This window comes from Longilinea arvoryzae (genome assembly GCF_001050235.1).
In the GTDB taxonomy this organism is placed as follows: domain Bacteria; phylum Chloroflexota; class Anaerolineae; order Anaerolineales; family Anaerolineaceae; genus Longilinea; species Longilinea arvoryzae.
Genome location: NZ_DF967973.1, coordinates 23,830 through 43,322, shown reverse-complemented (window position 1 = coordinate 43,322; position 19,493 = coordinate 23,830). Strand labels below are relative to the sequence as shown.

At 58.2% G+C, this 19,493-nt stretch carries 21 protein-coding genes; 10 read left to right on the top strand and 11 right to left on the bottom strand.

What is annotated here, in order from left to right; translation table 11 throughout:
* Positions 1-192 precede the first annotated feature (192 nt).
* Positions 193-1,062 carry a lysophospholipid acyltransferase family protein gene (locus LARV_RS18755; RefSeq protein ID WP_075075345.1) on the bottom strand — a complete coding sequence of 290 codons (870 nt, stop codon included), beginning with the start codon at positions 1,060-1,062 and terminating at the stop codon, positions 193-195.
* A 135-nt stretch (positions 1,063-1,197) separates the two neighbouring features.
* Here LARV_RS18755 and LARV_RS18750 point away from each other — a divergent pair, with 135 nt between their 5' ends.
* Positions 1,198-1,806 (top strand): TetR/AcrR family transcriptional regulator, encoded by a 609-nt coding sequence (locus tag LARV_RS18750; RefSeq protein WP_075075344.1) that lies wholly within the window; start codon positions 1,198-1,200, stop codon positions 1,804-1,806.
* Positions 1,807-1,929: 123 nt separating this feature from the next.
* Here LARV_RS18750 and LARV_RS18745 read toward each other — a convergent pair whose 3' ends face one another.
* The 4 genes from LARV_RS18745 to LARV_RS18730 are packed head-to-tail and all read right to left on the bottom strand — an operon-like array spanning position 1,930 to position 4,554.
* Complete coding sequence (locus LARV_RS18745) at positions 1,930-3,090, bottom strand: SpoIIE family protein phosphatase (protein ID WP_075075343.1); 1,161 nt, start codon at positions 3,088-3,090, stop codon at positions 1,930-1,932.
* A complete protein-coding gene (locus LARV_RS18740; protein WP_075075342.1) occupies positions 3,090-3,590 on the bottom strand; it encodes a PAS domain-containing protein in 501 nt (166 codons plus the stop codon). Before LARV_RS18740 ends, LARV_RS18745 begins: the two co-directional genes overlap by 1 nt.
* Positions 3,590-3,847: a (2Fe-2S) ferredoxin domain-containing protein gene (locus LARV_RS18735; protein ID WP_236710034.1), complete on the bottom strand. Its 258-nt coding sequence runs from the start codon at positions 3,845-3,847 to the stop codon at positions 3,590-3,592. The genes LARV_RS18740 and LARV_RS18735 overlap by 1 nt, the downstream gene beginning before the upstream one ends.
* 8 nt (positions 3,848-3,855) lie before the next feature.
* The gene (locus LARV_RS18730) at positions 3,856-4,554 is read right to left on the bottom strand and encodes a redox-sensing transcriptional repressor Rex (protein ID WP_075075340.1); all 699 of its coding nucleotides are present in this window, start codon (positions 4,552-4,554) and stop codon (positions 3,856-3,858) included.
* Between the two features lie 305 nt (positions 4,555-4,859).
* Between LARV_RS18730 and LARV_RS18725 the strand changes: the two genes are divergently transcribed.
* From LARV_RS18725 to gltA, 3 genes are all read left to right on the top strand, one after another.
* Positions 4,860-6,101 carry an iron-containing alcohol dehydrogenase gene (locus LARV_RS18725; protein ID WP_075075339.1) on the top strand — a complete coding sequence of 414 codons (1,242 nt, stop codon included), beginning with the start codon at positions 4,860-4,862 and terminating at the stop codon, positions 6,099-6,101.
* Between the two features lie 127 nt (positions 6,102-6,228).
* Positions 6,229-7,137, top strand: a complete 909-nt coding sequence (locus LARV_RS18720; RefSeq protein ID WP_075075338.1) for a sulfide/dihydroorotate dehydrogenase-like FAD/NAD-binding protein — start codon at positions 6,229-6,231, stop codon at positions 7,135-7,137.
* An 18-nt stretch (positions 7,138-7,155) separates the two neighbouring features.
* The gene (gene gltA, locus LARV_RS18715; RefSeq protein WP_075075337.1) at positions 7,156-8,637 is read left to right on the top strand and encodes an NADPH-dependent glutamate synthase; all 1,482 of its coding nucleotides are present in this window, start codon (positions 7,156-7,158) and stop codon (positions 8,635-8,637) included.
* A gap of 127 nt (positions 8,638-8,764) precedes the next feature.
* On the opposite strand, the gene LARV_RS18710 is transcribed toward gltA, so the two are convergent.
* The 4 genes from LARV_RS18710 to LARV_RS18695 all read right to left on the bottom strand — a co-directional run bounded on the left by LARV_RS18710 (position 8,765) and on the right by LARV_RS18695 (position 12,757).
* Entirely contained in the window at positions 8,765-9,793 is a 1,029-nt protein-coding gene (locus LARV_RS18710) for an XdhC family aldehyde oxidoreductase maturation factor (protein WP_075075336.1), read from the bottom strand.
* Between the two features lie 330 nt (positions 9,794-10,123).
* Positions 10,124-10,696 carry a nitroreductase family protein gene (locus tag LARV_RS18705; RefSeq protein ID WP_075075335.1) on the bottom strand — a complete coding sequence of 191 codons (573 nt, stop codon included), beginning with the start codon at positions 10,694-10,696 and terminating at the stop codon, positions 10,124-10,126.
* A 93-nt stretch (positions 10,697-10,789) separates the two neighbouring features.
* Positions 10,790-11,749 (bottom strand): diacylglycerol/lipid kinase family protein, encoded by a 960-nt coding sequence (locus LARV_RS18700; protein ID WP_075075334.1) that lies wholly within the window; start codon positions 11,747-11,749, stop codon positions 10,790-10,792.
* Positions 11,750-11,788: 39 nt separating this feature from the next.
* A complete protein-coding gene (locus LARV_RS18695; protein ID WP_075075333.1) occupies positions 11,789-12,757 on the bottom strand; it encodes a hypothetical protein in 969 nt (322 codons plus the stop codon).
* A 272-nt stretch (positions 12,758-13,029) separates the two neighbouring features.
* On the opposite strand from LARV_RS18695, the gene LARV_RS18690 reads away from it, so the two are divergent.
* Together LARV_RS18690 and rnhA are read left to right on the top strand one after the other, a co-directional pair.
* A complete protein-coding gene (locus LARV_RS18690) occupies positions 13,030-14,361 on the top strand; it encodes a Bcr/CflA family efflux MFS transporter (RefSeq protein WP_236710033.1) in 1,332 nt (443 codons plus the stop codon).
* A gap of 30 nt (positions 14,362-14,391) precedes the next feature.
* Positions 14,392-14,877, top strand: coding sequence for a ribonuclease HI (rnhA, locus tag LARV_RS18685; RefSeq protein WP_075075332.1), 486 nt, complete (start codon positions 14,392-14,394; stop codon positions 14,875-14,877).
* Positions 14,878-15,041: 164 nt separating this feature from the next.
* Here rnhA and LARV_RS18680 read toward each other — a convergent pair whose 3' ends face one another.
* On the bottom strand, positions 15,042-15,695 hold the full coding sequence (locus tag LARV_RS18680; RefSeq protein ID WP_075075331.1) for a CBS and ACT domain-containing protein: 654 nt from the start codon (positions 15,693-15,695) through the stop codon (positions 15,042-15,044).
* Positions 15,696-15,964: 269 nt separating this feature from the next.
* Between LARV_RS18680 and LARV_RS18675 the strand changes: the two genes are divergently transcribed.
* Both LARV_RS18675 and LARV_RS18670 read left to right on the top strand, forming a co-directional pair.
* Complete coding sequence (locus LARV_RS18675; protein ID WP_075075330.1) at positions 15,965-16,552, top strand: FHA domain-containing protein; 588 nt, start codon at positions 15,965-15,967, stop codon at positions 16,550-16,552.
* A gap of 149 nt (positions 16,553-16,701) precedes the next feature.
* The gene (locus LARV_RS18670) at positions 16,702-17,373 is read left to right on the top strand and encodes a LamG domain-containing protein (RefSeq protein WP_075075329.1); all 672 of its coding nucleotides are present in this window, start codon (positions 16,702-16,704) and stop codon (positions 17,371-17,373) included.
* 103 nt (positions 17,374-17,476) lie between these two features.
* Here LARV_RS18670 and LARV_RS18665 read toward each other — a convergent pair whose 3' ends face one another.
* Positions 17,477-18,229, bottom strand: a complete 753-nt coding sequence (locus LARV_RS18665) for an MBL fold metallo-hydrolase (RefSeq protein WP_075075328.1) — start codon at positions 18,227-18,229, stop codon at positions 17,477-17,479.
* A gap of 71 nt (positions 18,230-18,300) precedes the next feature.
* On the opposite strand from LARV_RS18665, the gene LARV_RS20460 reads away from it, so the two are divergent.
* Together LARV_RS20460 and msrP are read left to right on the top strand one after the other, a co-directional pair.
* On the top strand, positions 18,301-18,447 hold the full coding sequence (locus LARV_RS20460) for a hypothetical protein (RefSeq protein ID WP_172797938.1): 147 nt from the start codon (positions 18,301-18,303) through the stop codon (positions 18,445-18,447).
* Positions 18,448-18,511: 64 nt separating this feature from the next.
* Positions 18,512-19,483: a protein-methionine-sulfoxide reductase catalytic subunit MsrP gene (gene msrP / locus LARV_RS18660; RefSeq protein WP_075075327.1), complete on the top strand. Its 972-nt coding sequence runs from the start codon at positions 18,512-18,514 to the stop codon at positions 19,481-19,483.
* Positions 19,484-19,493 lie beyond the last annotated feature (10 nt).

The following is a 19,493-nucleotide window of genomic DNA, read 5'->3' as shown; positions in this document are numbered from 1 at the left end:
CTTAAAAGGTCTTTTCTATAATCACCGTGCCTTTATGAGCCTAATGTCTCCGCGGTGATCTTCTCTTCTCTCTTCCTACAAAAGTCTTCTCCGTGATCTCCGTGCCTCCGTGGTGATCTTCTCTTATTTTCCAGAAGCCTTCTCCGGTATCTCTGTACCCCTACGGGCATAATGTCTCTGTGCTGATTCCGCTTATGGCACCTCGGGCAGCACTTCCGGCCAGACCGCGTAGGTCATGTTCCACTGCGTGCGGAACTGGCGGATGTTCTCCTCGATCTTGGCCAGTACGCGTTCGGCGTTTACCACCACGTCCTGATCCTTGTCTCCGGTATGCAGCATTTCCACCGGCTCGGAAGCCCACAGCCTGTAATTTCCATCCGGTTTCAGGCAGCCACCCAGGGCGTAGACGGGCATGTTGAACTTGAGCGCCAGACGAATGTGCGCCACAGGCAGCGCCGCCGGCCGGCCGAAGAAGCGTGGCCGGTGGTGCGAATCGGAAAACGGCCGGTCGGCCCCCATTACCACCGTCCCGCCGTGGCGGAGTCTGTCGACCGCCATATGCACCGCTTCGAGGGATGCCGGATAGGCTTCGATGTTAAATTGACGGCGCAACTGATTCGAAATTCTATACCCGCCGGCAGCTTCAGGCGCGGTGATGGCAAACAATGGCATGCCGCGCAGCGCGACCGCCCGCCCCACCAGATCGAAATTGGCCAGGTGGCACAGCGCCAGGATCACGCCTTCTTTGCGCATGACCGAACGTTGGTAGATTTCCTCGAACTCCGGGCTGTACTCCACCATCTCGGTCAGCGCCTTTGGATTGTTCATGTAATGATAGAAGTCAAAAATGCAGTGCGCTGCTGTCCGGTAGGTCTCCAACGCCAGGCGGTTCAACTCCGCAGCCGTGGCTTTGCCATTGGAAATCACCCATTGATTGGCGCGCACCGCTTTGACCGGAGTCAGGTAGGTCCGCCGGCCGAGGATCGTTCCCATCAAGCGGGCAAACCCGTATCCGGGACGCGTCGGAAGCGATTGCCCCAATTTCAGGACCAGTTTTGTCATCGCTTGACTGTTAAGGATGTCTTGAATTCCCAAGGTTCACCTGCTTTACGGCTTGTTGTCCTTTCATTTACGCCGTATAATTAATTTTGATGCCATTATAGCGCGTTTTGTATTGCGCTCCTAGGGAGTAAGGAAATGTCCCGTCCCAAAAAAACCACCCTCGAACGCGAAGCCATGCGCGAGCGTATTCTGGCGGCTGCCGGCGATCTGCTCGAAACGCAGGGGCCGGAGGAAGTCAGCATCCGGGCGGTCACGGCCCGCCTGGGAGTCTCGCCGATGACCTTCTACTCTTACTTCGCTTCGCGCGAAGAACTGCTGAAATCGCTCAGCGAACGCCAGCTCCGGATTCTACAGGAAAGCGCCGAGCAATTTTTGAAACGCGCCCGCCAGGAAGGGGCCGGCGGGGTACTGCGTGAAGTGGTCAGGTTATTCTCGCAGGCGGCCCTTCAACGGCCGCGTTCGTATCTGCTGCAATGGACGCTGCCGGTGGATGAGGCTCAAAAGTACCATCTTCTCCTGTTCGAAACCGGCCTTCAGTTTCTCAGCGACCTGATCGACCTGGGGATCCAGCAGGGCCAATTTCAGCCCACCGAGTCGCGCGAAGCGGCCGTGATGCTCTTCAGCCTCTTCAACGGCCCGCTGCTTCTATACACCTCCGGTCACCTGACGGATGCCGCCGAACTCTCCAAATTATTGGAAGACACCGAACACCTGGTGATGGATTATCTGGTGAAGAGGGGATGAGTCATGAGTGATGAGGTAAGAGGTCAGGGGTGATCTGCGAGAGTCGGAGTTTTCAGAACACGCATCACTCATTACTCTTCACTCTTCACTTCTCACCTCTTCACCCTTCACTCTTCACCCCTCCTAAAAATACTCCACCTTCACATGCTTGTTCAAGAGCCGTAACCGCGCCGTAATCTTTTCCACCAGGCTCTTCCGGATGGAAACGCTCACCGGCAGGAGCGGATTCTGGTAGAACGGGTTCATCTTCTGCCCGACCATGAAAGTGATCTCGTCCGCGTTCAACAGCGAACGCGCCAGCAGCACGGCGCCATTGCGGTCCACCGGCAGCCGGTTGATATCCCCGTCCGTCTGTTCGAGCCATTCGGCCGCCTTGTTGAGGGTCAATATTCCCTCGGTCAGCAGGTCGACCCCGTCCAGATACCCGATCGGCGGCACATCCTCGCGGCTGGTGGAAATATCTGTTTCCACGGTCTGCCCGAGGAAATACGAGACGATCTTGGCGGTGGTGCCGCCGCACACGATGCGCTCGCCGTCGAAGTTCATCAACCGTTCCGCCAGGGCGTCGTCATCGGCCTCGTTCAGCGGCGGCCCGGTAAAAACCATGGCCGTCCGGCAGGCGCGCATGAACATGCCCACCATCGAGGCATCGTCGCCGGGTTCGCCGCCGTAAAGGTCGCGGGTGTGGGCCATGGTGGCCTGTACCAGCGAACGCGAGCTGGTGGGATGATAGATGAACAGTCTCTCGATGAAAGCGGCAATTTTCGGCAGGCTCCAGCCGAAGTTCAGGGTGGTGCCCAGCCCCGCGAAGACCACCCCATCGCTCAGCATGGCCAGAAAATCATCCGCTGCGGCCTGCCCGGTCACAATCTGAATTTTCCGCCCGCCGATCTGCTCGATCTGGGCCGGCAGTTCCTGATACTTCCCGCGGTGGAAAAAGAGAAGGTTGGGATTGTCGAAGTTATAAGCCCGGAATTTGCCCGTTTTGCGTTCCATCTCGAGCACCGAGAAGGTGGCGTAAGCCAGGTTGCGGTCCTTGCAAACCGGAAGGGTGGCGGCGATGGTTTCCATCACATCCTCCAGGGCCACGTCTTCCTGCCACATGTGGATGATGATTTCCGAGGTAAGGGTCGACAGGATGTTGGCCTTCACGCCGCTGCCCAGGCCGTCCGAGAGCACGATGCAGGTTTTTTCCTCGCCGGTCAGAATGCGCACCTGATCGCCGCACAGCTCTTCACCGTGCTTGTTCAGGAAAATGGTGTGGATGTCGCCAAAATAATTCACTAGCGAATCTCCGAATCGAGCATATTGCGAATTTTCAACAGGCTGACCTTGGCTTCGGCGGTCGTCTCGCCCAGCAGGCCGGCAATCTCCTGGGCAATGCTCATCTGTTTGTCGATCACTTTATTGACCTGCTTGCTCAATTCCTGTTTCACCTCGCGCAGTTCCTCGGCGCGCTGGTGTTCCTTGGTCAAGTCCACCAGAATGCAGGCCGCCAGCCCCTGCCCCACCACCGGAAAATACACGCCGCGCAGGTACAGCCCGTAGCGCGGGTACTCGCGCTCGCGCCCCTTGATCACCTCGCCGCGTTCCCAGACCGCCTCGAAATCACTCAGGTCATCAAAGACCTCTGCCGCCGGCCGGCCCTTGATCTCCTCTTCCTTGAGTTTGAACAGTCCGCAAAAGGAAGGGTTGACGATCTGAATCTTATAATCCCGATCGAGCACGACCAGGCCGTTTGGATCGTAATCCCACAGCAGCTCCCAAAGTGATTTTTCAACCATCAGGATTTCCTTTCCACAAAACAGGGCAAAATTTCTTCATCGAAAATCGTCTCCACCGTATCGGGTTGCACGTGAAGAATGCGCCGGCCGTCGAAATCCAAAACGACGCCTTTGCCGCACTCCCCCAGGCAAAAGGCGCCCTTGAGGTTGACCGCGTCCTGCAGGTTGTGCTCTTTCAACAACCTTTTCAGGGCCGTCACCACCTCAAACGCGCCCATCTGGTGACAAGCCGAGCCCATGCATACAACCAGATCCATGCGCGCGCTCATGCCGGGTCCTGACCTTCCCTCTCGAGGGTCGGGTGTTCCGGGATGGCTTCGGAATGACCGGGGTGTTTGCCCAGGTTGTGAACGTACTGCGACAGCACCAGTAATTCCGGCGACAGGTCGATGGTATTGACCAGCACGTCCTCGGGCACGGTCAGCCGGGCGGACGTGAAATTCCAGATGGCCTTGATGCCGCCGGCCACCATGGCATCCGCCACGTCCTGGGCATTTTCGGGGGGTGTGGCGATGATCCCGATCCGGATCAGCATGCGCGCTGCCAGGTTGCTCAGTTTTTCCACCGGCAGCACCTGCAGCCTGCCCACCCGCGTGCCCACCCGGGCCGGGTCGTTATCGAACAGGACTACGATGTTCAGGCCGTATTGTTTGAAGCCCGGGTAGAGCGCCAGCGCCCGCCCCAGGTTGCCTGCACCGGCCAGCAGCACATCTTTGTCGCTGGTCAGGTTCAGGGTCTCTTCGATGATCTGGGCCAGCTTCTGAGTCGGGTAGCCGACCCGGCTGCGTCCCTGGCTGGGCAAATAGCTCAAATCCTTACGCACCTGTTCGGGCGTGGTATCCGCGGTCCAGGCCAGTTCGGCCGAGGACTGATACTCCTGGCCCGCATCGATGGCCGCGAGCAGATGCCGGTAATAGAGCAACAATCTTCGTAAGGAGGGTAAGGGTATCGTTGTCTTCTTCATTGGCAGGCACAGCCTTGATTTAATATCGTTAATCTTTTCACGAATTCAATTCTATCCATCTCGCACCCCATTGTCAAGCGCACCTATTTTGAAATGGAAAAAACTTGCGCCGGGCCTCATCAAAAATATGGATTTCGATCGAAAGGCTCATTATTATTCGTGATTTAGTTCACGAATCTATTGACTCAGGGTTCAAACGACCTATAATACGGTCAATCGTGAAAATAATAACGAATACAGACGATCTCAGGATCGTTCAAACCTTAGCAATAGATTTGTTGGAGAGTTTTAAAGGAGAAACCAGCATGTGGGAAAACGAGATCGACATTCATGAAGTCCGCGAAATCCGCTGCAAGACCACCCTCTACCTGGGTGTAGGCGCCATTCACAAGTTCGAAGATATCTGCGCTGACCTCAAGAAGCGCGGCATCGATCGAGTGATCGTCGTTGCTTCGAAGAGCGCCTACATCAAGTGCGGCGCCTGGGATGTGATGAAGCCCGCGTTCGAAAAGAGTCAGATTGCCTACACGATTTATAACGGTGTGACCCCCAACCCTGACAACCGCCAGGTGGATGAAGCCGCTGCCATGGCCCGCCAGTTTGGCGCCCAGGCCGTCATCGGCGTCGGCGGCGGCAGCCCCATCGACGCCGGCAAGAGCGTCGCCGTCCTCCTGAAGTACCCGCAGCACAACTGCAAGGAACTCTACACCTACGAATTTGCGCCCGAGACCGCCGTTCCGCTGGTTGCCATCAACACCACCCACGGCACCGGGACGGAAGTCGATCGTTTCGCAGTCGTGTCGATCCCCGATCTGGGCTTCAAGCCCTGCATCGCCCAGGATTTCATTTATCCGCTTTATGCCATCGATGACCCGGCCCTGATGGCCAAACTGCCCGCCAACCAGACGGCTTACGTGTCGGTCGATGCCATCAACCACGTCACCGAAGCCGCCACCACCAAGGTTGCCTCGCCCTACGCCATCATGCTGGCCAAAGAGACCATTCGCCTGGTGGCCAAATACCTGCCGCGCGCCATGAAGAAACAGGACGACCTCGAAGCGCGCTACTATCTGGCCTATGCCTCCGCCATCGCCGGCATCGCCTTCGATAACGGCATGCTTCACCTGACCCATGCCCTCGAACACCCGCTGAGCGCCGTCAAACCCGATCTCGCCCACGGCCTGGGCCTGGCCATGCTGCTGCCCGCCGTCCTCGAGACCATCTACCCGGCGGTCCCCCAGACCCTGGCGGACATCTACTCGCCCATCGTCAGCGGGCTGACCGGCAACGGCAGCCTGGCTGAAGCCAAGCGCCTGGCCGTGGGTGTGGAAAAATGGCTGTTCTCCCTCGGCCTGACTTCCAAGCTGGAAGATGAGGGGTATTCCACGAGCGACCTGGAAAGACTGACCGACCTGGCCCGCGAGACACCCTCCCTGGGCATGCTCCTCGACCTGGCACCGGTGGACGCCAACAGCGATATCGTCCGCAGCATTTACGAGCGCAGCATGCACTCGATCCAGTACGAAAATTTACCGGTTGCAGCTTAAGACTTATCGATAGGATATCCGAGACCTGAAAGGAACGCCTGGAGGAGCTGGCTCGCACGGCCGGCCCTTCCAGGCCGACCCGGGCAGCCGAAAGAGCCTGCCCTCCCGCTTCGAAATGAGGTGTTCCATGTTCAAAATTATTGAAAAGCAATCTTTAACGCCCAATACCGATCTGATGATCATCGATGCCCCGGAAATCGCCCGCAAAGCGGCGCCGGGACAATTCGTTATCCTGCGCAAGGATGAAACCTGCGAACGCATCCCCCTGACCATCGCCGATTTCGATCGCGAGCAGGGCACGGTGACGGTCATCTTCCAAAAGGTCGGCAAATCGACCCGCGAACTCGGTGAACTGAAGAGCGGCGACGTCATTCGCAACTTCGTCGGGCCGCTTGGCAAGCCCTCCACCATCAAGATGTACGGCGGCCGCGTCATTCTGGTGGCCGGCGGCGTGGGCATCGCCCCCGTCTACCCCATCGCCCGCGCCCTGAAGGACGCCGGCAACTACGTTTATGTCATCATGGGCGCCCGCAGCGCCGACCTGATCTTCTGGGAGGATAAGATGAACGCCGTGTGCGACGAACTCATCCTCTGCACCGACGACGGCTCGCGCGGCCGCAAATGCGTGGTCACCGAGCCCCTGACCGAACTCCTCGAGGCCCCCTGGATCACGGGTCACGTCTGGGCCATCGGTCCGGCCATCATGATGAAGTTCTGCTGCAAGACCGTCGAACCCTTCGACGCCCCCATCGATGTCAGCCTGGATTCGATCATGGTGGATGGCACCGGCATGTGCGGCGCCTGCCGCGTGGAAGTGGACGGCCAGATGCGCTTTGCCTGCGTCGACGGGCCTGAATTCGACGGTTCCAAGGTGAACTGGGACGTCGTTCTGGCCCGAAAGAAGGTCTTCTCGCAGGAAGAACAGGAAGCCATGCAGGTCTGGAACCGCGAACACCAGAGCGAACACATTTGCAACCTGGAAAGCGCCGTGCGCCGCCAGGAAAATCGGCGCGTTCTGCCGCTGGCGGGTGATTGAGCGGCGAAGAGGTGGATCATGACTGAGGTCAATTTAACCGTCAAAGAACGCATGAGCATCCCGCGCCACGAAATGCCCCTCCAAAATCCCGTCGTTCGCGCCCACAATTTCAGTGAAGTAGCCCTGGGCTACGATCTGGAGACCGCCATGGCCGAGGCCGAGCGCTGCCTGCAATGCAAGAACACACCCTGCATCCAGGGCTGCCCAGTACAGGTGCCCATCAACCGCTTCATCATGGCCTTGCGCGCCGGCGATCTGGCCAAAGCCGCCCAGATCATCAAGGAAAAAAACAACCTGCCGGCCGTCAGCGGGCGGGTTTGCCCGCAGGAAAGCCAGTGCGAAAGCCGCTGCACGCTGGGCCTCAAAGGCCGCGCGGTGGCCATCGGCCGTTTGGAACGGTTTGTGGCCGATTGGGATTTGCAGCACTCACAGGATCAGATCGAAAAAGCGCCTGCCACCGGCAAGCGGGTGGCGGTCATCGGTTCAGGCCCGGCCGGGCTAACCTGCGCCGCCGATCTGGCGCGACAGGGTCATTCGGTTGAGGTCTTCGAGGCTTTGCACGAACCGGGCGGCGTTTTGATCTACGGCATCCCCGAATTTCGTCTGCCGAAGGAAATCGTGCGCAAGGAAGTCGCCTACGTCGAACGCCTGGGCGTCAAAGTGCATCTCGACTGCGTGGCCGGCAAGCTGTACACGGTGGACGAACTGCTCCACGAGCAGGGTTTCGACGCCGTCTTCATGGGCACGGGCGCGGGACTGCCCGTCTTCATGAACATTCCCGGCATCAACGCCATCGGCGTCTATTCAGCCAATGAATTCCTGACCCGCATCAACCTGATGAAGGGCTTCCGTTTCCCCGAATACGATACCCCGGTGCATGTCGGCAAATTCATCGCCGTGGTCGGTGCGGGTAACGTGGCCATGGACGCCGCCCGCTGCGCGCTGCGCATGTGCGGGCTGCATCAGGACGGCAAGGGCAGCCAGAAACCGGAAGTTCACGTCGTCTACCGCCGCTCGCGCGAAGAAGTGCCCGCCCGGGCCGAAGAAGTGGAGCACGCCGAAGATGAAGGCGTCCAATTCGATTTCCTCACCAATCCGGTCGAGATCCTGGTCAATGTATCGAATGTCGTCACCGGTATGCGCTGTGTGCGCATGCAGTTAGGCGAGCCGGATGCCAGCGGCCGGCGCAGCCCGGTCGAAATCCCCGGCAGCGAATTCGTCCTGCCGGTCGACACGGTCATCATGGCCCTGGGCACGCGCGCCAATCCGCTCACCTCGGAAGCCGCCCCGGCCGTCGAACGCTCGCCCAGGGGCAATATCCTGGTGGATGCCAGCAACGGCCGCACGGATGAACCCGGCGTGTGGGCCGGCGGCGATGTCGTCACCGGCGCAGCCACCGTCATCAGCGCCATGGGCGCCGGCAAGCGCGCCGCCGCGGATATCGACGCCTGGCTGCGTGAGAAAGACAAGGACAATTCTCGCTTACCACTCGCGGTGTAGGTGAGCGCATCCCCAAAGATGGCGCCGGTCTCCGACCGTGCGCCTCTTTTGTTGTGGTCTCCAGACCTTTGGTTTGTGCTGGCTTGTGCTGGCGCCGGTCTCTGACCGTGCGCCATCCCAGGAGGGGTCAGGATGCTTTTCTTGCCCTGGCCTGGATCATCTCGGCCACGATGCTGATGCCGATCTCCTCAGGCGTCTCGGCAGCGATCTGAATTCCGATCGGCGCGTGCACGCGTTGGATATCCTCTTCTTTGTAACCCTGTTGGCGAAGGTTCTCGAAAATCAACGCGCACTTACGCTTGCTGCCGATCATGCCGATATAGCCGGCGTCCGTTTTGAGCGCCCGCGACAGCACGATCAGATCGTTCTGATGACCGCGCGTAACGATAACAATAAAGCTGTCCCGATCGATGGAAATTCCTTTGAAAGGATCCGCGAACGACTCGAGGACGATCACCGCGTCTGCGTTCGGGTAGCGTTCCCGGTTGGCAAAATCCGCCCGGTCGTCCAGCACCACCGTCCGGAAACCCACCGCGCTGGTGAACCCGGCCAGGCTGCGCGCAACGTGCCCCGCGCCGAAGATATAGGCCGTCTCAGCCGGAAAATTCGGCTCGATCAGGACCTGCTGCTGATCCAGATCGATCATTGCCACCTGGCGGATATCCAGGATCTTTTCAATGGCTAATCCGACTGGCAAAGTACCGATTGTCGTTCCATCGGCCTGAACCAGGGTGTGCGTCGTCGACGCGGAACCTTTGTTTACAACCGTGAGCCACCAGCTCTTGCGGTGTCCACCAACCGCATCCGCCAACCCTTGAAGGGCCAATCCGGTTTGCGGTTCGGTCGGATTCAATCCCTCGACCAGCACTTCCACCTGTCCGCCGCAGATGGCATCCATTTCAGCGGCGTCCTTGCCGTTGAATTGATAGGAAGAAATCACACCAGCCTGTTCCTCGATCATCCGGGCCGCCAGGCGCTGAACCTGGGCTTCCAAAATGCCGCCGCCCACCGTACCCACGATTCCGCCATCCCGTCTCACAAGCATCCTGGCGCCGGCAGAGCGCGGCGCGGAACCGCTGCGGTCGATCACCGTCGCGAGGGCGAACGGCTCACCGCTGGAGGAGAGTTTCTGCATTTCTTCGATGATTTGGTTCATATAAATCCTTCCAACCTGGCCGCTACGGATGAACCCCCTGAATTTTGCCGGTTTAATCACATTTCTTTCCGCCCGGCGGGGGTCGTCGGCCCAAATTCGGGCGCAGGTCATCCCCTGGTAATTTTACCGCTTTCGCGACATCCCTGAAACCCATCCGTCCCAGGCTCGATGCCCAGAGAACCTTCTTTCGCGGTGTTCGGGCTTTGCTGGGTTATTAAAACCGCGATCTGTACCCTCATCGGATACAGATCGCAGGTCTGCATTCTCTGGTTCAATCAACGATCAGAAATCAGCAATCCGCATTTTCATGACCGTTCTTCATCCTTCACCCTAAAATTTCAGGATGATGTCTTCCAGCTTGCGCTTGGGAACGTGGTGCACGTGGGCCTCGTCGCGCCAGTACTTGATATCGCCGCTCTCGCCCACCGTCTCGACGACGACTTCTTCCTTGGGGACTCCCAGCGCGAGCACCAGGAGGATCTCATACCGTTCCGGGATCTTGAGCAGTTCGGTCATGCGCACGCGCTGCACGGTGGCGACGATGCAGCCGCCCAGCCCCTTCTCCGTCGCGCCCAGCAGGATCGTCTGCGCGGTAATGCCGGGGTCGACGCCGAAATTCGGCGTAACTGTCTTATCGCCCAGAATGATAATGTAAGCAGCCGGCTGCTCGCCCGGTTCGGGACCCTGCCAGTCGGTCAGATAGCCTGCCCAGGCCAGAGTCGGAAAGATTTGCGCGTTCATCTCAGGCGTCCAACTCAACATGTAGCGCAGCGGCTGCACGTTGCGGCCGGATGGGGTCAGGCGCGCCAGGTCCACCAGTTCGCGCAGGGTGTCTTCGGACACTGCCTGATCTTGATAAAAGCGCCGGTAACTGCGATTCTTGCGTACCAGATCAGCAAGCATGAGAATTCCTCCTGAAAGTATTGATTAATGCTGACCTTATTTTACCGGAATTTTCCAATTATCAGGGTTCGCAAAAGGCATGGATTTTACGCTTCAACCCCATTTCGGGATGTCCCGCTGGCGGGCCTGCGCGCGCAGGCGTTCGTTCATGCGCACCTGCCAGCCGGGTTTGACGATCACCTTCACCGCGTGCGGGACCACTTCCCCCACCAACGGCGTCCACCCGACGATCTCGCCATCCGCCTGCACCGGCAGGCGGCGCTGGGTCTGCACCGTAAAGGTGTGTTCTGCGCGGCGGTACAGGATACCGGCGTTCTTGCCGCGCCGTCCGGCGATGAAGCGCAGGATCACCATCACCCCCTGCCCAAAGGTCTTGGCGCGGATGGCGCACAGCTCCACCCGCCCGTCGCCCGGGTGAAAAATATCGTGCGAGCGCATTTCGCCCACCCCGCCCAGGCTGGCGCTGACCGCGATCACCTCGACGGCGCGCACCTTGGTCACCTTGCCGTCGATGGTCACGCGATAACGGCGCATCGAAAGTCCGGTGAGCTCCGCCACCAGCGTCCGGATGTAAGCCAGTCCGCCAAAGAAACGTTTTTCGCCGCGCGGCGTCTGCGACATCAGCCGCGAACTGACCCCCACGCCGACGTTGAGAAAATACATGCGCTGGCCCACGCGTATACCGTCCAGGGGCTGTATTTCGTGCTTATCCAGCCACAGGCGGGCGGCTTCTTCGTGCGACCCCGGGATCTCCAGATTGCGGGCCAGGGCGTTCCAACTGCCGGCCGGGATGATGCCCATCGGCACACCGCTGCCGGCCAGACCGGCCGCCACCCCGGAAATCGTTCCATCGCCGCCGGCCGCCACCACCAGGTCGGGTTTTGATTCCAACCCGGCCCGGACGATATTAGGCAGATCTTCCAGGCCGGTGGTTTCATAATATTCGATTTCCCAACCCGCCTTGCCGAGCACGCGCTCGATGGTCGCGCGAATATCCTGGGGTTTCGATACCCCTGCGACCGGGTTGATGACAATGAAAGCGCGTTGTGTCATGGATTAATTGTAGCTTGAAACTGCAATGCAGGCTGATATTTATCGAGTTGGAGTCTCGATCTCCTCAGGGTTCCGCGTTCGGACGATCGACGAACCGATAAACGATAACAAAACGGTCATGTACCAGATCGAAATTAATGCTGAGAAGAAATCCCCAACCATATTGTCGAATCCCACCCGAAGCGCCAGGAACAGGAAACAAACCATTCCAGAAATCCCACCGGCCAACGGCATTCGCCATGCGATCAGCATGCAAACCGCAATCGAAGAATACAACAGGGTTCCTGGATCCTCCAGAAGGTTCCCAACATGGATCAATGCATAGTATGCGTACAGAAAACAGGGTATGCTTCCAACTCGCGCGGCAATTCGCAACGTTCGCCATAACCATCCGCGAAACGCCCTGCGCTGGGCTGCACGTGTTTCTTGCGCTCCTGGCGGATGGCGCGAAGATAAGAAGTTCCAGACCAACGCAGTGAAAAATGACCCCAGCAGGGCAATCGGTGAAAATAAGAAAAACGAAAGGAGGATTTCTTCTGGATCTTCATCAAAAATCCCTGCCCACAAGTCCCCCTGACCATCCAAAACGAGAAGATACCGGGATGATCCATACCCACCGGCGCGGTACAGGATTTCCAAACAATCCGCCACCTTATCAAAAGGCCGGCGAAAAAGCGTGAACCGTGGATGCAATAAGTCGCAGGAATATTTTCCGACTTCTCGGGTGACTCTCATTTCCTCGGTTCTGGGCTCCCAGGAGTGACAACCGCCTTCAGGACTGACACACATAAATTGCCTTCCATCCATGCCGGACACGAGTAGATGTGGAGATAGATCGCCACCGATAAAGGTAACCAGCCCACTCACCCGTTCTGTCGGTCGGCCAAGAGGCACCCAATAACCGATCAGGCCTGATTCTGAGATTGCCGCGAAAATGATTAATACCACCAGTCCGACGATAAAAAACACCAGGAGCCGAAACCGGGGTGAATTTTCTGTTTTATCCATGGTGCCCCTCACGAGAATTTATGGATTAGGTGTGAAGCACGCGACAAATAAACGGGAACGGTCCGAAAACAATATTTTTCTGAATTGCCAATCTACATTGATTTTTATAATCATATACGACTTTTACCAAAAGCTGTCGCAAAAGTCATAATGGGAATAAAACAAAAATTGCAAATATAAATCGATCCAATTCTCGGTATAATCACCCCCATGCCTTTCTCCATCCACCGCGCCCAGGCGGTCCTTAACCCCAAATCCAGATCTTCACAAAAATGGGTCGTCAGATCCTCATTCGGATCTCGCAACAAGCAGCATCCATTTCACATCTTATCGATGACGACAGGATATCCACCCTTCCCCGTGTGGATATCGGATCGACCCTGACCTTTACGATGGAACACGCGCTGACCGTCGAGCAAAAAAGCTTGAAAGTTCCCGGCGTCATCTTCTTGATTACCGTCCTGAACATGACCGCCCCCCTCTCCACCGATATGTATATGCCATCCATCCCCACGATGATGGCATTTTTCGATACTTCCGCGAGCATTCTCAACCTGGCGTTGGTCGGCTTTTTCTTCTTCTTCGCCGTCGGGATGCTCGTTTTCGGCCCTTTAAGCGATAAATATGGAAGACGCCCGGTGCTGCTCTCCGGACTGGCAATCTATACGCTCTTCAGCGCTCTCTGCGCCCTCTCGACCTCCGTCTGGCAGCTCATCTCCTTCCGGGTGATCGAAGGGCTTGGCGCCGGTTGCATGGTCTCGGTTTCCACCGCCCTCGTCAAGGATTGTTTCGATGTAAAAACAAGGGGCACCATCCTCGCCATCATCCAATCCATGTCCATCATTGCGCCGATGGTTGCGCCCATTATCGGCGCATTCATCGCCCGCTACACCTCGTGGCGCGTGACCTTCTGGGTCCTGTTCGGCATCTCAACCACGTGCCTGCTCGTCACGCTGCTCCTGCAGGAGACGCTTCCCCCGCAGGCGCGCTACCACGGCAAGCCTTTCGGCAGCATCGGCCGGTTGATCGCCGTGGGGAAAAACAAATCTTTTAGCTTCTTCCTGTTGGTGGTGGCCATGATTCCGACCGCATTCATGGCTTATATTGCTGTGAGTTCGTATATCTATATCGATTTCTTCGCGCTTTCCGAAACGACCTACAGCCTTTACTTCGCCATCAATTCCGCCGTGTTGATCCTTGGCCCGATCCTTTACATTCGCGCCAATCGTTCCATGGCTACACGCAAAGTCGTTCCCGCCCTGTTCACCCTGGCGGCTGTGAGCGGCGCTGCCATTCTCCTGCTCGGCAGGATCTCCCCGCTGGCATTCCTGCTCTCATTTGCTCCGCTTTCCTTCTGCTCCAGCTCGATCCGGCCGCTCTCCACCAACATCCTCCTGAACCAGCAGGATAGCGATACCGGATCGGCTTCCTCGCTGATCAACTTCGGCAACACTGCCCTGGGTTCCCTCGGCATGGTCCTGGGCACGCTGCCCTGGTCCAATTTCGTCACCGGGTTGGGGACCATCGTCCTCACCTGCGCGCTGCTTGGGCTGGCCGGTTGGATCCTGTTTACAAAATCGGGATTGCGATTAAAAGGCGTCTAGAAATCAATATTTCCCTGTATAATCCTCCCCATGCCTGATCCAACCCCCTACATCATCTATACCGACGGCGCCTGCCTGGGCAACCCCGGGCCGGGCGGCTATGCCGCCATCGTGCGCCAGGGTGCGCAGGAACGCGAATTCAGCGGCGGGTTTCGCCGCACCACCAACAACCGCATGGAACTGACCGCCGCCATCGTCGCCCTCGAAAGCATCCCGGCCGGCAGTCAGGCCACCCTTTACTCCGACTCGAATTACCTGGTTCAGGCCGTCAACCTTGGCTGGGCGCGCGGCTGGAAAGCCAAAGGCTGGCGGCGCTCCACCAAAGAGAAGGCGCTCAACCCGGATCTGTGGGAGCGCCTGCTCAAACTGCTCGACCAGCGCAAAGTGACCTTCGTGTGGGTGCGCGGCCACGCCGGCAATTCGCAGAACGAACGCTGCGACCGGCTCTCCGTTGCCGCCGCCCAGCGCCCCAACCTGCCGCCGGACGCTGTTTTCGAGGCGGGAGAGAAGATTTAGCCACAGAGATCACAGAGTGCTCAGAGAAAGAATAAGAAAGAAAATCACAGAGAGTCCGGTTTTCAACGAAAAAAAACAAAAAAAGGAGAGGATATGATTTCCTCTCCTTTTTTTCCTCTAATCTCTTCTTACTCTGTGATCTCTGTGGCCTCTGTGGCTATCTCTTAAAGCGCCTTCGTCTCGCGCACGTCCAGCACCTTCTCCACCAACGGCGTGACCAGCTTGACCAGTTCCTCTTTATTGACACCAACCACCTTGAGCGTCACTTCGCCGCTGGTGCTGCTGTGGCCCTCGAACGTGCCGATGGACAGGACATTGGCGCCGACACCGAACAGCGCGTGAGTCAGCCGGGCCAGTTGGCCGGGCGCCTTGGGGATCGCCACGCTCAGGCGGATACCGGGTTCGCGCGCGCCCATCACTTCCAGGAAGGTCTTGAACAGGTCGGTTTCGGTGATGATGCCCACCAGGCTTTCACCCTCCACCACCGGGATGCCGCCGATCTCGTTGTCCACCATGATGCGGGCCGCCTCTTCGATGGGGGTATCGGCCGTGACCGTAATGACCTTGCGCGTCATCATCTTCTCGATCTTGATGGTGTTCATCGCGCCTTTGATTTCATACACATCCAGCGTGGTCGCCTCGGAGGGCATGTAGCGCAATAATTGTTTGAGCGAAACGATGCCCACCATGTGGCCGCGGTTGTCGACAACCGGCAGGCGGGAAATGTGCTCGCGACTCATCAAATACCAGGCGTCGCTCAATGAAGCGCCCGGGAGGATGGTGATAACGGGATGGGACATGCGATCGCCAACGAACATAGCCGGCCTCCTTCTAGACCATCAATAATGAAATTTGCATTTATTATACGACTTCCACCGGCAAAGTTTTATACATAAAAATTAAAAAAAAGCCACGGAGACCACACTCTATGCTTTTTCCTCTTCATTTCCCATTTCTTTCTCTGAGTCCTCTGTGCTCTCTGTGGCTTTCTTCTCTTCCGCGTCTGTGGCCTCTTTTCCCCCGAATTATCAGAACTGGAAGTTGCAAAAATTCCATTTCCGTGCGCTTTCAGTGTACAATATTTTCCATGAAGGGGTCTTTTCTTCTCAACAGCGATGAAATTATCCTGGGACGCGACCCGGTGTGCCAGATCGTGCTGGGCCTGCCGCCCATTTCGCGACGCCACGCCGCCATCCGGCGCAGCGCGCAAGGCTACAGCCTGTGCGACCTGGGCAGCGCCAACGGAACGACCTTGAACGGTTCCCCGGTGGGCGAAAAAGCCACACCGCTGCACCCGGGAGACGTGTTGGTACTGGCCGGCGCGGTGCGCCTGCATGTCGAACAGGCGCCCGGCGAACCGCCCAGCCTGATTCTGGACGGCGGCGTGTGGATCGACGCCGCGTCGCGGGAAGTCTATGTCGACGGCAACCTGGTGGAACCGGCCCTCTCTCCGGCCCAGTTCACCCTGTTGAACGCGCTTTATCAGGCCGCCGGGCGGCTGCTTTCGCGCGGCGAAATCGTCTCCGCCGTCTGGCCGGGGGTCGACCCGGCCGGCGTCTCGGACGAAGCCGTGGATGGGCTGGTCAAACGCCTGCGCCAACGCCTGCGCAGCGCCGAAGGCGGCGACCTGCTGCAATCGGTGCGTGGCCGGGGCCTGCGATTGACCCATTATTAAAATTGCCATTCGAGGTGTGTTGGTTCGGGCGATGTGAACCGTGAGACAACCTATTCTTTGAGGCTCTATTTGCCGCTTTCGAGCATCCGATCAACGCCTGATGAACCCAAAACCTACCGTAGAGCGCATCATCCATTTCCGAGGTCCATATGAAATCCGTCTACCGCATTCTGGCCGTCCTGGCCGTACTCAGTCTGGCAGCCCTGGCCTGCTCGCTCACCAAAGGCACATCTGATCAAACTTCGGTTTCGACCAAAGCCCCTGCGGGGCCCACCCTGCTTTTCCAGGATGATTTTTCACGCACCGGCAGCGGTTGGGACCGCTCGACCGACGAGAGTTCCACCACCGACTACATCGACGACACCTATCAGATCAAAATTACCGAAACCAACTGGTACGCCTGGGCCAATCCAGGCAAGACCTTGGGCGATGTGCACATCGAAGTGGACGCCTGGAAGGCCGACGGCCCGGATGGCGATGCGGCCATCATCTGCCGCTATGTCGATGCATCGAACTTCTACCTGCTCAGTATCACCACCGACGGCTATTACGGCATCATCAAATATAAAGACGGCGAAGACACCCTGCTCGGCAGCGATTCGCTCCAGGGATCCGACCTGATCAAGACCGATGCCGGCGCCGTCAACCGCCTGCGTGCCGATTGTGTGGGCGATCACCTGACGCTGTACGTGAACAGCGAACTCCTGGCCGAGGTCACCGACGCTGACTTCTCCAGCGGCGATATCGGCCTGGCCAGCGGTACTTACGACGAGGGCGGCACCGACATGCGCTTCGATAATCTAATGGTGTACCGGCCGTAACGAAGAGGGGAACGTAATCCGGTATTCGGTATTCGGTGATTCGTGAGCGGTAAATTGTGAACCGTCCAGATGATCTACGGTTCACAATTTGCGTTCTTCCGGCTCACGGCCCCGGCTCACGCTCTTCCGATAAGGCGCCAATGCGCCGCGCGGCATCGCCCCGATAGAGACCCCCGTGATAGGTGATCACGAGGTCGATATCGAGTTGCGCCAGTTTGCGCAGCGATTGGCGGCATAATTCAGTGTCATAATTCAAGGCCGGGTCGAGCATTGCCAGTTCGCCCTGCCGGATGGTCAACGCGTCCCCTGCGATCAGGGCCTTGATCCGCTCGAAATACAGACACATATGGCCCAGGGTGTGGCCCGGGGTGTGGATGAGCCGAACCCCGCCGCAATAGGGCAGAATCTGGCCGTCTGCCAGCGTCTCATCCACCCGCGAAAAACTGTTTTGAAACGCAGTCTGCAACTGCCTGAGGAAGGCTTTCTGCTCCTCCGTTTGAGCCGCCGGGTTGGCTTCGAGCCGGGCCAACTTCAAAGGGGTCTTTTCGCCCTCGATGTATGCTTTTTCAACGCTGTGGGCCATCACCGTCACCGGCCGGGCCAGTTCTCTGCGCAGGCTGGCCAGCCCGCCGATGTGATCGATGTCATGGTGCGTCAGGATCACCTGATCGATCCGCTCGAAGGCCACGCCCTCCCCTTCGACCGCCTTGCGAACACTGGCGAGCTGGCCGGGGTAACCCGTGTCAACCAGAATGACGTGATCGCCGTCCACAAGCAGCGCCGGATAAATGACGCGCGGATTTCCGAACGAACTTGCGGCCACTTCGAGCATGATCAGACCATCCTCGATTTTCATCCCAACCTCCTTTGCGGTTAAAAACTGCACCGACCTTTTGGCTGTAACGGTTCGAATTATATTTCATCCTTATGTCCAAATCAAAACCGGCTATGCGCAACCTGTGCAGCGGAGAACAGGCGCCTTTCGATCTTTCACATCGTTTCGAACGGTTGGGTTGGGTCAGCCGGACCCATCCCGGTGCCGAACCGCCAAACCCCTTTTTAATGCCGCTGTAATGCAATCTCGATCCCGGATGGATATAATGTTATCAAATATATCCATTTAGGGATCGAGCTGATTATGAAAACCTACCGTTCCCAATCCGCGCCGCCTGCGGCGCATGAAATTACACCCGAACACGTCTATCTCAACCGGCGTCAGTTTATGAAATTGGGCGCCGCTGCCGTTTCGCTGGCCGCCCTGGCCGCCTGCGCTCCGTTGGGGTCCAATGCAGGCCCGACCCTGAACGCCGCAACCCCATCCGCGAATGAGATCACGCCTACCCCGACTATGCTTCCGGACACGCTCACCGACTTCGAAGCCATTACCAACTATAACAACTTCTACGAATACTCGGTCGACAAACAGGCCGTGGCGCAGCTTTCCAAGGACCTGCGCACCTCCCCCTGGACGGTGGAGGTGGGCGGCCTGGTCACCAATCCCAAGACCTACGGCGTCGAAGACCTGACCCATCTGTTCCCGCCCGAGGAACGGATCTACCGTCTGCGCTGTGTGGAAGCCTGGTCGATGGTCATTCCCTGGCTGGGGTTCCCGCTCGCCAGCCTGCTCAAGGCCGTCGAACCCACCGGAGACGCCAAATACGTGCGCTTCGTCACGCTGATGGATCCATCCCAGATGCCCGGTGAGAGCGACCCCAGCTATCCATGGCCGTATCAGGAAGGGCTGCGCCTGGACGAGGCCATGCACCCGCTCACCATCCTCTCGACCGGGTTGTATGGTAAGGCGCTGCTGCCGCAGAACGGCGCCCCCATCCGCCTGGTGGTCCCCTGGAAGTACGGCTTCAAGAGCATCAAATCCATCATCAAGATCGAACTGGTCGCCGAGCAGCCCGCCACCCTGTGGTCGAGCATTGCACCGAATGAATACGGCTTCTACGCCAATGTAAACCCGGATGTGCCCCATCCACGCTGGTCGCAGGCCTCCGAACGCCGCATCGGCGAGCTGACCCGCCGCCCGACCTACCTGTTCAACGGCTACGCTGCGGATGTGGCGGGGCTGTATGCAGGGATGGATTTAAAGAAGGAGTACTGAGGGATGGGGT